Here is a 14341-nt window from a genome sequence, read left to right on the forward strand (position 1 = left end):
GAACACGTGCATCCCTTCAAAAATACCGGAATCTTTGGTATAACAACCTTTTTCATCCACAGGACAGAACGCTTCCAGCCCCCATTGTTTACCGGCAGCGGCGTCTTCTTCGCCGTGCCCCGGGGCAGTGTGTACCACACCCACACCCGCGTCCATCGTTACAAAATCCGTCCAAATAACGGGGTTTTCTTTATGCGTCAGCGGATGATAATACTTCATTCCCACCAAATCGGCGCCGGCCACTTTACCAGCCTGCGTGCAATCCAGCTCCGTGTTCTTTAAAAATTCTTCGGCCAGTTTTTCGGCTACGATATAGTATTCACCCGTTTTGGCGTCTTTTAATATGGCATAATCTTCTGTATTGGAAACGGCAGCTGCGCAGTTGGCGGGAATCGTCCACGGCGTGGTCGTCCATACGGCAAGACTGACGGGTTTGGTATAATCCAAACCACCCAGAATTTTTTGGTCCGGATTCACCAGTTTAAAACGTAAGTAAATAGAGGAAGAAGAAATATCCTTATATTCGGTTTCTGCATCGGCCAAAGCTGTTTCACAATGGGAACACCACGTAATCGTTTTCTGGCCTTTGTAAACGTAGCCTTTTTCAATCAAATCCAAAAAAACGCCGATGGTAATGCCTTCGTAACGCGGAGCCATCGTAAGGTACGGGTTATCCCAGTCGCCCTGCACGCCCAAGCGTTTGAAACCTTGGCGTTGCAAATCAATAAATTTGGCGGCAAACTCGCGCGCTTTTTTACGGAAGGCGGGAACATCCGTAATGTGTTTTTTGTCTTGTTTTAACTCTTTTAAAAGGGCCTGTTCAATGGGCAGGCCGTGGCAGTCCCACCCGGGGATGTAAGGGGTATAGTAACCCGTCATCGCGCGGCTTTTAATAATAATATCCTTAATCGTTTTATCGAGTGCGTGTCCGATGTGAATTTTGCCGTTGGCGTAAGGCGGACCGTCGTGCAGAACAAAATGTTTGCCCGCCTCATTCTTTTTCAGCATTGCTTCGTAGAGGTTAATGGATTTCCAGAAATCTAAAATTTTGGGTTCTTTTTGCGCAAGTCCCGCGCGCATCGGAAAATCCGTTTTGGGCAGCAAAACGGTGTGGGAATACTTATTTTTTGCCATAATGCAATTCACTCCGTATAATTAAGGATAATTATATTATAGAAAATTTAAGGGGAATGTATACCGCAACAAATACAAAAGAGGAGGAACCCCAAAAACTGTTCCTCCTCTTTAAAAATCTCCGTCCACGCACTACTCGGCTGCGCCGGCGGCGGCCAACAGTTCCGCCGCTTCCACGCGGTTGCACGCGCGCGCTAAATCCAACGCTGTCTGGCCGCGTTTATTTTTGACGGACGCATCCGCCCCCGCCGCAAGCAGCATTTTCAGCGCGGTCAGCTTTCCGGCTTTCGCCGCCGTCATAAGAGGAGTATTCCCGTTGCTATCTGCCAGATTGACATTTATCCCCGTATGCGCCAACAAAATTTCCAATACAGAAGGATGTTCCCAAGTAACGGCAACGTCCAACGCAGTTTTGCCCGATTTGGTTATGGCATTTACGTCTGCCCCCGCCTCCAGCAACGCTTTTATCACTTCGGAGTGTTTGCCTTTTATCGCTTTTAACAGCGGCGTTTCGCTAAACAGTTCCAAATTAAGATCCGCCCCCTCATTAATCAATTCGCACACTTTATCCAAATGCCCGAATCCACATTCCATAATTAACTTCCTGCCCAGTTCGCGGGCACGGGCCGGATCCGCAGAAACAGTTTCTTCCGGCGCTTGTTCTTCCGCAGGAGCTTGCTCCGCCGGCTGCTCACCGTGTACATCGTCGGCTTCGGCCGTTTGTTTGGCCGGTGCAAATTCGTAAAAGGTAGTCATTTGTCCGTCTATGGGCACAATCATCGCCTTCCGCCCGTTTTTAAGCGTTACCCGCATATAATGGGTTCCAGCCGGTACCTTCGACAGCAAATCATTTTGAAGCGTTTGCACGGCGATTAATGCGTTTTCGTCCTCGGGAGATAAATCCAATGCTTTTTGAAAATCCGCCAACGCGCCTAATAAATCTCCGGTTTGGGTCTTGGCGTTGCCGCGCATTCCATACGCCGGAGCGTAATCGGGAAACATCTCAATCGTTTTGGAAAAATTCTCTATTGCGGACGCAAAATTGTTCTGCGCCATTCTGATTTGGCCGATACCAAAATAACCGCCGCCGTAATCGGATTTTAACTCAGTCGCTTTCAAATAATCTCTTTCGGCATCGTTATAATTTTGCAAAGCAAAGTAGGCATCTGCACGCATAGCATAAGCGCGGTTTGTAGCCATTCCCGAGTTAATAGCAACGGTAAAATCTTCTATGGCTTCTTGATGTTTCCCCAAGCGTGCCCTTACTTCGCCGCGTTCACAGTATGCTTCCCAATCTTGGGGGTCCGCCTCAATCGCGCGCGTATATCCCGTTTCCGCCATAACCGGATAGCCCAACAACAAGTTAGCGTAAGCCCATAATTTGTGCGGCTCCGTAAAATGAGGATTTAAATCCGTCGCTTTTTTCAGTAAATCGCTAAATTCTTCGCGGGGCAGAGTAAACACCTCGCTTTTGTTCCACAAAACAAGCGCCTTTAAAAAATAGAGTTCCGCCTCTTGCGGGTATATTTCCAACGCGCGGCTGCATAATTCCAGCGCCTTTTCATATTCCTCGTTGTCCATTAACCCGTTTATTTGTTTAATCATTTCTTCTTTGGATTCCATAATTTTTTCCCTTTGTCAGATATGGTAAAAAAGAAACGAAACAAGCGTTTCGTTATTCTTCCGTTCCGGTTTGTTTATGCAGATAGGCGTGGAGCTTTTCAAGCGTCTCGCGACTGACGGCGTGTTCCATTTTGCACGCGTCCATATCGGCTGTTTTGGGGTTGACCCCCAGCACCTGCCGCAGGAAACGGCTCAAAATAGCGTGGCGTTTTTTAACGTCCTCCGCGGCGCGGCGGCCTTTGGCAGTCAGTTCAATGCCGCTATACGGTTGGTGGCGCACATAACCTGCCTCGGCAAGAGATTTCATCGCGCCTGTTACACTGGGAGCCTTTACCCCCAGCATATCGCGGATATCACTCACGCGCGCGACGCCCTTGTCGTTGGCGCAAAAAGAAACGGCTTCCAAATAATCTTCCATATTGGCGGATAACTTCATAGTTTCTCCTCGGGCGCAAGCTGCGCGCAGATTTTGTATATGATAGCATATTTTCCGCCGCAAAAGTCCGCTTGCTTTTCGCGCGGCGGAAAATTATAATAGGGGTACCAGCCGCAAAGGAGGAAATATGGATACGAACGCTTATCTTACCGAATTTATGGCCGCACAAACCAAGAAGGATCCCGCCCAAAAAGTCTTTCACCAAGCCGTACGCGAAGTGGTAACCACCTTAAAACCCGTGTTGGAGCAAAATCCCGTTTATATTCAGGAGAAGATTTTGGAACGCGTTGTGGAACCCGAACGCATTATTATTTTCCGCGTGCCGTGGCAGGACGATAAAGGCGGTGTACACGTCAACCGCGGGTTCCGCGTGCAGTTTAACAGCGCGCTGGGACCGTACAAAGGCGGTATCCGCTTCCACGAAACGGTAACGCAGGACTCTCTTAAATTTCTAGGATTTGAACAAACCTTTAAAAACAGTTTGACTACCCTCCCGCTCGGCGGAGGAAAGGGCGGAAGTGATTTTGATACGCGCGGCAAGTCCGCCTCCGAAGTGATGCGTTTCTGCCATTCGTTTATCAACGAGCTTTACCACCACATCGGTTATCATACCGATATCCCCGCCGGAGATTTAGGCTGCGGTGCGCGGGAAATCGGTTATATGTTCGGGCAATATAAAAAACTGACGAACGATTTTACGGGCGCTTTTACCGGCAAGAAACCCAACTGGGGCGGCAGCCTTTTGCGCCCGGAAGCCACGGGCTACGGTGTGGCGTATTTTGCCCAGAATATGCTGGCTACGCGCGGTGATTCACTGAAAGGGAAAACCGCCATTGTTTCCGGCTGCGGCAACGTGGGTATTTACGCAATAGAAAAACTAACCCAGTTAGGAGCGAAAGTCGTCGGGTTTATGGATTACGACGGCAGCATTTACGACGAACACGGCGTGGACGAAGAAAGACTGACTTTCTTAAAAGATTTAGTATTCGTCCGACGCGGCAGTTTACGCGAATACGATAAAAAATTCAAAGGAGCCCATTTCCGCTCCGGCAAAAAAACGTGGGACATCCCGTGTGACGTAGCCTGCCCCACCGCCTGCGAAAATGAACTGCACGAAAAGGACGCAAAAGAACTCTTGCGAAACGGCTGCAAATGCGTATGCGAAGGCTCCAATATGCCCTGTACGCCCGAAGCAGTGGACGCGTTTCAACACGCGGGCATTTTATATTCCCCGGGCAAGGCTTCCAACGCAGGCGGGGTAGCCGTATCCGGCCTGGAAATGACGCAAAACAGTATGCGCGTGTATTGGACCCGTGAAGAAGTGGACCAGTATCTGCGCCGCATTATGAACAGCATCCACCAAAGCTGCTTATCTGCCGCCGAAGAATACGGTTTAAAAGGGAATTATATGGCGGGGGCGAACATCGCCGGATTTAAAAAAGTGGCCGACGCAATGTTGGACCAAGGACTCGTTTGATACTTTTCTTTGGGAAGAAAAGTATCCAAAAGACCCGCACCCCGGGCCGCTAAAACAAAAATTCAAAGGACGGGCGGACAACTCGGCTAAAACCGCCTCGGACAAGTCCGCCCGTTGTCGTTCTTGAATTTTTTTTTAGACTGCCGGCCAAAGGGGTGCATAAAGGCGAATTCCAAAAATGGATTTTTATGGACAATCTGATGGCCGCATTAACGGCAAACAGCCAACGGCATTTTTAAATTTTGTTTACTAAGCGGGGTGCACAAATGAAATACTGTTACCCGCTTACCAATACGTAAAATGCGGTGTCCAGGAATAAACGGGGTCCCCCAGAGAGCGGCAAATCTCCGCTTTTAGCTCCGAATCGGACCCGTTGCAGTAAAACTTTCCTTTTATAGGATGGCTGGTGTTTCCATAATGAAAAAAATATCCTACATGCGGCATATCCACCAGGTAATTATACGGGGCGACCACGCCTTCACCGTTTATCTTCCATTGGGCCATTTTTCCGTCAGGCAGATATTTGTCAGGCACAACGACATCCAAACTCTCTATGTCCTCTATCGCCGTTACATAATACCCGTTAGCCATATAAAAGCGTTCTTCCGCGTCCGCTAAAGCGCGCAACAACGGCAGGATACGAACGGTTCTCGCCTTTGCCACCGCCTTACGGTATTGCGGCACCGCTACCGCCGCTAAAATACCAATGATTAAAACGACCACCAACAGCTCTATAAGCGTAAATCCGAGGCTTTTCTGCACGGGATATATCCCCTATTCATATGAGTTGATAATCCCAGTTTATCAAAAAAAAAAAACGGGTCAACCCCTAGCTGGGATTGACCCGTTTCCGTAAAAATTAACTTACCGGCGTCTTGCACCGCTTGAGCGCACAGGGCTGCGGCCCCCAGATTTACGTTTGGCAGACGTCTGGCCCGCATCGTCCGGTTTAAGCATGTGCTTATACTCCGGACACTCGGCCATATCATAAGCCGTTTTACCCTCATTATTACGTTTATTTTTATTTGCTCCTCCCTTTAACAACACGTGTACCGCCTTAGTAGAAAAGCATTCACTATCCCAAGCGGCAAAAAGCATTAAAGGCGTATCTCCTTGCGAATCACTCTGTCGTTGATCAACCGGAAGCCCCGCGTCCAACAACAATGATACAATCTTACCTACGCGCAGGCGCTCTTCTAGGTAATTGGAATGGGCGCGCAGACGCCTCTGCCTAGAAGCTGCCCACCACGCATTACGGTAGAAACCGAAACTCTCATAGATATTTACATTATATTTCAACAATTCTTCTAAAGCGTCCAGACGGTGATAATATACGGAAGCCAAAAAAGCCACTTCTGCTCCTTGAGTTCCGCCTGCGTTATAGATTTCGCGAACAACCAAATCCCCGTTATCCTCGGCCCAGCGCGCGGCTGAGGCGGCTGCGAGTAACGCATTTTGGGGGCCATAAACTCCTTCGTTTTTAGGCCCAAGGGAACGTTCCAACAGCAGCATTGCATCTTCCTCGGATAAACGCCAATTAGGGTTTGCACCGGCGCGCAAAAGGCCTTTCACGGCAGGTAAATTATGCGCATAAGCGGCAATATAAAGAGCTTCATCTAATTCGCGGGAGGAACGGGCTATTTGGCGCGCTAACTCAGAATTTCCCTTAGCCGCCAAAATAACGGCGTTTTCGCCCTCTTGGTTAAAAATATCCAGTTTGGCACCGTTTTGCACCAATTCCTTTACGCGGGGCAACGGATTTGGACACTCCAACGCATACATCAGCGCAGTATTGCCACCTTTATCCTGTATATTTACTACATCTCCCTGAAACGAAGAAAGCACTTGTAAAACCGTTTTATCGTTACATCCGGAAGCGGCCCAATACATCGCCGCCGTCCGGCCGTCTTTATTTTGTACGGAAAGGTCCGCGCCCGCAGAAATCAGTTCCTGCGCGATACGGGCGTCGCAAATTCCTGCGGAAAGCATCAGTGGCGTCCGGTCGTTATTGATAAGAGCATTTACATTCGCCCCCGCATGAATGGCTTTGCGCACGGCTTTTGGGCCGTCCCACATCGCCTCATATAACGACGATTGGCAAAAGCCCGAAGGGGCAAAAGCCAAAAACGCGCTTACGCACATCCATTTAGACAGTTTCATTTTTTCTCCTTAACGGGTGAATATTTGCACGATAGCGGCCACAAGCCCCGTATTTTTCATTTTTAAAAGTACACCTCTACCACAGCAAGTATATCAAAAAAGAAAAAGCGGGGCAACCCTCTTTTGAATTGACCCGTTTTCCGGCAAAAATTTCACTTACCCTATCCGCACGCCTTGGATGTTTGTTTCCGGCGTTTGCGGGGAAGCAGAGCCCGCCCCCTGCGGATGTTTGCGCGAATAAATTTTGTTGACGATAACCGCAATCGCGCCGTCGCCCGTTACGTTGCACGCCGTACCGAACGAGTCCATCGCAATATACAGCGCAATCATCAGGCCGAGTTCGGCTTCGCCAAACCCCAGCATGCTTTGCAAAACACCCAACGCGGCCATAATCGCGCCGCCGGGCACCCCGGGGGCCGCTACCATCGTCACGCCCAACATACAAATAAATCCGGCAAACTGCGCAAAGGTTACCGTCTGCCCACCGATAAATAAAATCGCCAGCGCACAAGCCACAATCTTCATCGTACTGCCCGAGAGGTGAATCGTCGCGCACAGGGGCACCACGAATCCGGCCACTTCTTCGCGCACGCCGATTTTAACGGCCTGTTTCAGCGTAACCGGAATCGTGGCGGCAGAGGATTGTGTTCCCAAAGCAGTAACATACGCCACTAACATCGTTTTAAGCATTGGAAACGGATTCTTCCGCGCAACAATTCCTGCCGCAACAAATTGCAATATAAGCATTACCGCCGTAATCGCAAAAATAAGCACGATGATTTTGGCAAATACTCCAAGCACCGCCACCACTTGTCCGCCTACCGTCATATTCAAAAAAATGCCGAAAATATAATAAGGAAGCAGGGGGATAATCACGCGCAGAATAACTTTATCAATGATATCGCGGAAATCCAGCATTATGCCTTTTAAGCGGTTTCCCTGAATGGAGGACATCCCCAGCCCCAGCGTAAACGCCAATACCAAGGCGCTCATCACGTCCATCACGGCGGGCATCGCTACGGTAAAATAGGGCTTCAACTCCGCCACCGCCGCAAACGATTCCAAATGCGCCGCAGGGCTCAGCAAAAACGGATACGCCAGTTCCGCCGCCGCGTAGCTAAAAAATCCCGACGCCAGCGTAAACCCATACGCCAACGCAGCCGTAATAAACAGCAGTTTTCCCGCCGAGCGGCCCAACTCCGCAATCCCAGGGGCCACCAGACCCACGATAAGCAAGGGAATAATAAATCCCAAAAAATTCCCGAACAGGCCGTTAAACGTCAGCACGCCGCGCACCAGCCACGCCGGAAAGAAAAGCCCGCAGACAATCCCCAGCACAATGGCACAAATAACGCCGGGCAGAAGGCCCCATTTTAACTTAATATGTAATTTCCGTTTTCTTATTTTCATAATATTATTCAATTATACGAAATTCCTTCTCTCTATACAGCAAATGTTATATAATACCTTATCTTCCCCGGAGGAAACCCTTTTTATGCGCAAACTTGCCGCCGCAGTCTTGCTCGCCTGCTGTGCCGTCAGCGCCGCCGCGCTCCATTTTACGCCGCAAACGGCTCTAGCCCGGAAGCAAACGCTGACCACCGCGTTTACGGTAGATACCTATATAGCGGCCTTTTTGGAATCTTCACCCCGCTTAAAAGCGCAAAAAAACGCGTTAAAATCCGCCCAAAACACGTATAAAAACGCGTTTACCAACGCATTTTTGCCGTCTTTTTCGTTTAGCGCGACCGCCGACAAAACCTATAATCGCTACCGACGGCTCTCGTCCTGGGACGATTTAAACCACGCGGATTCTTCCGCCCGCGCACAGGGAGGCTGGAACCTGTTTAACTCCGGCAAGGACGCACTGGCTTATAAATCCGCGTCGCTGGACTGGCAAATTTCCCAAATCGAATACGAAGAAAGCGTCCAAAACTTCGTGCTGGAAGCCGTACAAACGTATTACAATTTGCTCCTGGGCGAAAAACTGCTTAAAGTGTACGAAGACGATTTACAAGTGGCGCAAAAACAGTACGAGCAGGACAAAATCCTCTACGACAACGGCCTTAAAACCCGTTCGGACTTGCTCTCCAGCGAAACCAACTTCCGCAGCAGCCAGCTGTCGCTCTTTTCCGCACAGAGCGATTACGAAAACGCGCTCAAAAATTTTAACATCGCTCTCAACCTTCCCGTGGAACGCCCCGCCAAACTGGACGAAACCATCTCGGAAGATTTACCGGCCCTGCCCAGCCTGGACCAAGACCTTACCGCCGCCCTCGCCCACCGCTACGACGCGCGCACACGCCGCCTGCGCCTGCGCCAAAGCGACGTCAGCCAAACGCTGGATAATTTAAACACGCTTCCCTCCGTGTTTGTGGATTTGTTCGCTTCCACCGGGCGCGGGTTCAACTCGCACGAATTGTGGGAATACAACTACGGCATTTCAGCCGGAATCAGCTTTGACATCGGTTTTTTCTACCTGGACAAATACCGCTCCCGCCAAAACATCCGCCTTTCCAACGAAAACGCGCATTTGGAATACGAGCAATTCCTGCGCTCGCTGCGCGATGCGGTGGTGGAAGCGCGTAACGCGCTGTTGCTTAAAATGCGCAGCTTGGAAATTTCCAAACTCCGCCTGCAGGCCGCCGAACAAAAGTTCGAAGCCACCCAGTTAAAATATAAAAACGGGCTTATGAGCGCGACTGACTTGACCGTCGCACGGCAGGAAATGATTTCTGCGCAAGTCAGTTACGCCACGCTTTTATGCGAACTGACGATATCGCGCTTGCGTTACCGCTATGCACTCGGTGAGCAAATTTACGATTATAAACCGGAGAATATATGAAGAAAAAATTTTTTAAGTGGACGGTTCTCACGTTATTAATCGCCGGCGTACTGGCGGGCGGTTGGTTTTATGGCGTTAAACCTTTAATTGCCAAGATAAAAGGGGACGTCATTGACCCAAATGACGTGGTGGAAGTAACCAAAGATACGGTAGAAATTACCTTTAAATCTTCCGGCACCGTTACGGCCAAGCAGGATATAAAAGTCACCTCCAAACCCAGCGGTATTTTAAAAGCTGTGTACGTTAAAGAAGGAGAGTACGTCAAAAAAGGTCAAAAAGTCGGCCTTGTAAAACCCGGGCGCAACGAATTTGAGGACTACAAACCAATGCCCATTTATACGGAAGCTTCCGGAACCGTAGTCAAGTGTTTGGATTCCGATAATGACAGAGATCTGTCGGAACGGGATCTTTCCCTTCCGCGCCTCGGTACATTTTTAAACGGCAGCTATGATGCCGCAGACAAAGCCACCTGCTTTTTGCGCGTCGTCAATATGGACATACTGCAGATCCCCATTTATGTATCCGAACAGCAAGTGATGAAACTGAAAAAAGGAATGTTTGCCGAAGTACAAATTGCCTCGCTGGGCAATGATGTACCAGCCTTAAAAGGAACGGTTTCCCACGTTTCCACCCAAACCGAAAAAAGCGGCAACCGCTGGAGTGACAGCAAAGGTTTTCTTGTCATCGTGGAACTGCCGCGCGAAAACCAAAACATTCTTTTAGGCGTAAACGCCTCCATTACCGTACCCGTACAGAAAAAAGAGAACGTACTTGTTATTCCCGCCAATGCGCTTTTTGAAAAAGAGGGCAAAAGCTACGCATTTAAATATTTGGGCGGAAACAAAACCGAAAAAACGGAAATAGAAACGGGCCTTTCCAACGACAAACTGGTGGAAGTAACCAAAGGCCTCGCCGAACACGACAAGGTACTGACAGTACTTCCGTATGGAGAATCATGGTAGTCAAGTGCAAAAACCTCGTTAAAATTTACCACACGGCAGACAATTTCCGCGCGTTGGACGGCGTATCGCTCCATATTAAACAAGGCGAATTTGTTTCCGTTATGGGGCCCAGCGGGTGCGGCAAAAGCACGCTTCTCAATATGCTTGGGCTGCTAGATGAGCCCAACCAAGGCGAATACTTTTTAAACGGTGTTCCTACCGCCGAAATGACGGATAATGTCCGCTCCAAAACCCGACGTGAAAACATTGGTTTTATTTTCCAGTCGTTTAATTTACTGCCTAAACTTTCCGTATTGGAAAACATCGCGCTTCCGATACGCTATACGGATACACCGCGCAAAGATATTTTGCCGCGCGCCCGCGAACTGGCCGCACGTGTGGGGTTGGAAAGCAAAATAAACAATACTCCCCTGCAGCTTTCCGGCGGACAATGCCAACGCGTGGCCTGTGCAAGAGCCCTCGTAAACCGGCCGTCTCTTATTTTGGCAGATGAACCGACGGGAAACCTAGATTCCAAAGCCAGCAAAGACATTTTGGATTTATTGTTAAGCCTCAATCAAAACGGTATGACGATTATTATGGTAACGCACGACCCGAAAATCGCAGAAAGCACCCACCGCATTATCCGTATGAAGGACGGTAAAATTGTATGAAACTGCCTGATTTAATTTCCACCGGCTGGACGGAAATCCGCAGCCATAAAATGCGCAGTTTTTTAAGTTTTTTCGCTATTGCCATCGGCATAGCAACGTTCTTCTATACACTTAGCGTGCTTAGTCAGCGCTACCGCGATATTGACCGTGCCGCAAAGATATCCGGCACCGGCAGAATTGACATAATGACCGAGCATCCGTTAGATATGACGCAATACTACATACTTAAAGAAATGCTGCCGGAGCACACGTCTTTATCCTTTACACCCGCTGAAAACTATTTTGACTCCTTTTTGTATAAAAACACGGAAATAGGAGGTTTTACTTATACCGGCATTTTACCCACTTGGAAAGATTCCGGTTTTGCGTACCGGCTGGAGGGGCGTTTTATTAACTGGAAAGATATCACCAACAAAAGCCGCGTGGCCCTGTTAACCGTATATCCCCACGAAAAACAAAAAAGATATTTGGAGGAGTATACTTGGAACAGGGAGGATTCTCAAGAAAAAATATTAAAAATAACCGAATTTACTTCCCACGTCAACTTGCTAAACCAACAAATTCTTTTTAATAACGAAATATTCACGGTTATCGGGTTGCTGCACTCGCCAGAAATAAAAAATGATTTCCGTTTTCCGCAAGATAGGGAAGATACCCCAAAAATGTACATTCCCTATACCACCTATTATGATATTCAGCCTAGCTGGAGAGACAACTCATCTTCCACAATTCGTATCGTTACCGGTAGTGAAAGCACTACACGCGCTGCCGCATCAGCCGCAGTGGGCTTTCTGCGCTCGCAATTTGGCATAAATGAAAAACCTCAGCCGAATTTTTTCCGCGAAGAAATAAGAATGCGCGTAAAAGACGCGCTGGCAGACTTAAAAAAAATGTTGTTTTTAGGCCTTATTGCAATGATTGCAGGCGGTATCGGCATTATGAACGTAACGATGGCGGTCATTTTCTCGCGCACCAAAGAAATCGGCATACGCCGCGCACTCGGAGCCACCAAGCGGGATATTCTGGCCCAGTTTTTGGTGGAATCAATGCTCCTTGGGCTATGCGGCTCGTTTGCCGGAATGCTGCTGGGTTATACAGCCGTAGTGTATATGGCCGCCGACGCAAGCCAGATGACGTTTTCGTGGTGGGTAGTGGCGTTGTCGGTGCTGATTGCGCTGGTCACCAGTTTTTTGTTTGCACTCTATCCGGCGTGGCAGGCTTCCAAACTGCGGCCCGTGGACGCGCTGAAATACGAATAAGCCTTAGTTTGGTATAATACTTTTATGCAAGTAAAAATTAATATAGACGGCGGATCTCGCGGCAACCCGGGCCTCGGAGCGGCGGCTTACGTCATCTGCGGGTTAGACGGCAAAATTCTGGCGCAGGAAGGATATTTTATGCCCCACTGCACCAATAACCAAGCCGAATACACCGCGCTGAAACTCGCACTTATTAAATCGGCCGAATTGGGGGCCAAAGAGCTTTTTATCGAGTCGGACTCGCAGCTCCTCGTCAAACAATACTTGGGTGAATACAAAATCAAACACCCCGACTTGGCCGCCAGAATGCAGGTTATCCGCCGCTTGGCCGCACCGTTTACCATTCATATCAAGCACGTGCTGCGCAATTTCAACAAAGCGCCCGACGCGCTTGCCAACAAAGCGATGGACGCCAAACAGTCCCTCGGCTTTAACCCGATTAAACACTTGCCTGACGACGACGAAATCTCCGCCGCGCCCGCCAAGAAAGACAATACCGTCAACGGCATAACAGTAACCCCCGTAAAACGCGAAGCGGCCCCCGTTAAAAAAAACGTTAAACAAGGGCCCAAACAGCCGGATCTGTTCGGCGGATTTTAATTTTGATACAATAAATTTGGACGGCCCAGATAACCGCTCCGGCCCGATTTTGGGTTTGGGGAGGAACTTCCGGACTCCACAAGGCAGTGCGCCGCTTGAAAAGGCGGGACGGCGGGGCCAGATTACCCCGCTGGACGGAAAGTGCAACAGAAAATAAACCGCCCGCAAGGGTAAGGGTGAAAGGGTGGGGCAAGAGCCCACCGCGCGTTTGGCAACAAACGCGGCAAGGTAAACCCCGCATGGAGCAAGGCCAAACCGGTCCACACGTTGCCCGCGTTCGCGACCAAGTAGGCCGCTTAGAGTAATGGTTATCCCAGCCCGCAAGGGCTGACAGAATCCGGGGTATCGGCCGTCCTTCATTTTAACAGGAAACCCCCGCCGTTTGGCAGGGGTTTTGTTTATTAAACTCAGGGTAAATTACGCGGGATTAATCGGCATAATAACAATCCGAAGCGCCGCAAGAACCGTGCGTTCCTCCGCAAACAAAAGTACAAATACCTGAGCCGGAGCCCGATTTAGAAAACCCTATTTTAGAACAATCAGGTCCAACACAAGAACGACGCCCAGTAGTAGGATTTAGAGATAAGGCTATATACTCTCTGCGAGACTGCGCGTGAGTGAGAATGCGTGTATTTTCTCTGGCATTGCAGTCAACAAACACCTCATACGTAAAACTTTTAGAATCCTCTACTTTAACGGCCAACTCATCTGCATATGCTGCCGGACTATGAACATAACCGTTTGGATTTTCCAAACAATATGCGTTAGCCGCCATATTGAGGTTTTTTAAATTCGTCCACGCCTCCGCCGTGCGGCTTTTGAGTACCGCTTTTTGGTATTGCGGCAGCGCTACAGACGATAATATGCCGATAATTAGAACGACAACCAACAATTCAATTAACGTAAAACCTTTCATACGGATTCTCCTATTAAAAAAGTCATTCTGAAAGGTTTCTGCCCAGAATCTACCGATTTTGGCGAAATAAACCCTAGTCGAGAGACCCCGCACAGAAACCTTACGGAATGACCTTATGTTATCAAAAAAAAAAAACGGGTCAAGCCCTTTCGGATCGGCGCGAATTAAAGCTGCAAGTGCAACAGGACAAAAGACCTATGTTCCCTTGGGACGTTTGCTTCTAGCAAAAAGCAACAGAAACGGGTATACTTTAAGTAAGGAAATATAAAACCCGAT

13 protein-coding genes and 1 other RNA gene are annotated in these 14341 nt (G+C 49.0%); 7 read left to right on the forward strand and 7 right to left on the reverse strand.

Features of this window, described 5'->3' with window-relative positions:
• The 3 genes from ACI351_RS07975 to ACI351_RS07985 all read right to left on the reverse strand — a co-directional run.
• Positions 1-1134 (reverse strand): class I tRNA ligase family protein (locus ACI351_RS07975; RefSeq protein WP_439734717.1); only part of this gene is annotated, 1134 nt, incomplete at its 3' end.
• A gap of 132 nt (positions 1135-1266) precedes the next feature.
• Positions 1267-2757, reverse strand: coding sequence for an ankyrin repeat domain-containing protein (locus ACI351_RS07980; protein ID WP_439734718.1), 1491 nt, complete (start codon positions 2755-2757; stop codon positions 1267-1269).
• Positions 2758-2809: 52 nt separating this feature from the next.
• Entirely contained in the window at positions 2810-3193 is a 384-nt protein-coding gene (locus tag ACI351_RS07985) for a metal-dependent transcriptional regulator (protein WP_439734719.1), read from the reverse strand.
• Between the two features lie 127 nt (positions 3194-3320).
• Between ACI351_RS07985 and gdhA the strand changes: the two genes are divergently transcribed.
• Complete coding sequence (gene gdhA / locus ACI351_RS07990; RefSeq protein ID WP_439734720.1) at positions 3321-4670, forward strand: NADP-specific glutamate dehydrogenase; 1350 nt, start codon at positions 3321-3323, stop codon at positions 4668-4670.
• 285 nt (positions 4671-4955) lie between these two features.
• Here gdhA and ACI351_RS07995 read toward each other — a convergent pair whose 3' ends face one another.
• The 3 genes from ACI351_RS07995 to ACI351_RS08005 all read right to left on the reverse strand — a co-directional run bounded on the left by ACI351_RS07995 (position 4956) and on the right by ACI351_RS08005 (position 8240).
• Complete coding sequence (locus ACI351_RS07995; RefSeq protein ID WP_439734721.1) at positions 4956-5432, reverse strand: type IV pilin protein; 477 nt, start codon at positions 5430-5432, stop codon at positions 4956-4958.
• Positions 5433-5534: 102 nt separating this feature from the next.
• On the reverse strand, positions 5535-6830 hold the full coding sequence (locus ACI351_RS08000; RefSeq protein ID WP_439734722.1) for an ankyrin repeat domain-containing protein: 1296 nt from the start codon (positions 6828-6830) through the stop codon (positions 5535-5537).
• A gap of 156 nt (positions 6831-6986) precedes the next feature.
• A complete protein-coding gene (locus ACI351_RS08005) occupies positions 6987-8240 on the reverse strand; it encodes a dicarboxylate/amino acid:cation symporter (protein ID WP_439734723.1) in 1254 nt (417 codons plus the stop codon).
• A gap of 85 nt (positions 8241-8325) precedes the next feature.
• Between ACI351_RS08005 and ACI351_RS08010 the strand changes: the two genes are divergently transcribed.
• The 6 genes from ACI351_RS08010 to rnpB all read left to right on the forward strand — a co-directional run bounded on the left by ACI351_RS08010 (position 8326) and on the right by rnpB (position 13510).
• Positions 8326-9675 (forward strand): TolC family protein, encoded by a 1350-nt coding sequence (locus tag ACI351_RS08010; protein WP_439734724.1) that lies wholly within the window; start codon positions 8326-8328, stop codon positions 9673-9675.
• Entirely contained in the window at positions 9672-10637 is a 966-nt protein-coding gene (locus tag ACI351_RS08015; RefSeq protein WP_439734725.1) for an efflux RND transporter periplasmic adaptor subunit, read from the forward strand. Before ACI351_RS08010 ends, ACI351_RS08015 begins: the two co-directional genes overlap by 4 nt.
• Complete coding sequence (locus ACI351_RS08020) at positions 10631-11290, forward strand: ABC transporter ATP-binding protein (RefSeq protein WP_439734726.1); 660 nt, start codon at positions 10631-10633, stop codon at positions 11288-11290. The genes ACI351_RS08015 and ACI351_RS08020 overlap by 7 nt, the downstream gene beginning before the upstream one ends.
• A complete protein-coding gene (locus ACI351_RS08025) occupies positions 11287-12549 on the forward strand; it encodes an ABC transporter permease (protein ID WP_439734727.1) in 1263 nt (420 codons plus the stop codon). Before ACI351_RS08020 ends, ACI351_RS08025 begins: the two co-directional genes overlap by 4 nt.
• Positions 12550-12573: 24 nt before the next feature.
• Complete coding sequence (locus tag ACI351_RS08030; RefSeq protein ID WP_439734728.1) at positions 12574-13149, forward strand: ribonuclease HI family protein; 576 nt, start codon at positions 12574-12576, stop codon at positions 13147-13149.
• Positions 13150-13165: 16 nt separating this feature from the next.
• Positions 13166-13510: RNase P RNA component class A (gene rnpB, locus ACI351_RS08035), an RNA gene on the forward strand.
• A gap of 66 nt (positions 13511-13576) precedes the next feature.
• Here the strand turns inward: rnpB and ACI351_RS08040 are convergent.
• A complete protein-coding gene (locus ACI351_RS08040) occupies positions 13577-14065 on the reverse strand; it encodes a type IV pilin protein (protein WP_439734729.1) in 489 nt (162 codons plus the stop codon).
• Positions 14066-14341 lie beyond the last annotated feature (276 nt).

The sequence above is a fragment of the Candidatus Avelusimicrobium sp. genome (assembly GCF_051874775.1).
Classification (GTDB): domain Bacteria; phylum Elusimicrobiota; class Elusimicrobia; order Elusimicrobiales; family Elusimicrobiaceae; genus Avelusimicrobium.

Coding starts and splice junctions, on each gene's coding strand:
- ACI351_RS07980 (WP_439734718.1), bottom strand. CDS start 2,757: ATGGAATCCAAAGAAGAAATGATTAAACAAATAAACGGGTTAATGGAC.
- ACI351_RS07985 (WP_439734719.1), bottom strand. CDS start 3,193: ATGAAGTTATCCGCCAATATGGAAGATTATTTGGAAGCCGTTTCTTTT.
- gdhA (WP_439734720.1), top strand. CDS start 3,321: ATGGATACGAACGCTTATCTTACCGAATTTATGGCCGCACAAACCAAG.
- ACI351_RS08000 (WP_439734722.1), bottom strand. CDS start 6,830: ATGAAACTGTCTAAATGGATGTGCGTAAGCGCGTTTTTGGCTTTTGCC.
- ACI351_RS08005 (WP_439734723.1), bottom strand. CDS start 8,240: ATGAAAATAAGAAAACGGAAATTACATATTAAGTTAAAATGGGGCCTT.
- ACI351_RS08010 (WP_439734724.1), top strand. CDS start 8,326: ATGCGCAAACTTGCCGCCGCAGTCTTGCTCGCCTGCTGTGCCGTCAGC.
- ACI351_RS08015 (WP_439734725.1), top strand. CDS start 9,672: ATGAAGAAAAAATTTTTTAAGTGGACGGTTCTCACGTTATTAATCGCC.
- ACI351_RS08020 (WP_439734726.1), top strand. CDS start 10,631: ATGGTAGTCAAGTGCAAAAACCTCGTTAAAATTTACCACACGGCAGAC.
- ACI351_RS08025 (WP_439734727.1), top strand. CDS start 11,287: ATGAAACTGCCTGATTTAATTTCCACCGGCTGGACGGAAATCCGCAGC.
- ACI351_RS08030 (WP_439734728.1), top strand. CDS start 12,574: ATGCAAGTAAAAATTAATATAGACGGCGGATCTCGCGGCAACCCGGGC.
- ACI351_RS08040 (WP_439734729.1), bottom strand. CDS start 14,065: ATGAAAGGTTTTACGTTAATTGAATTGTTGGTTGTCGTTCTAATTATC.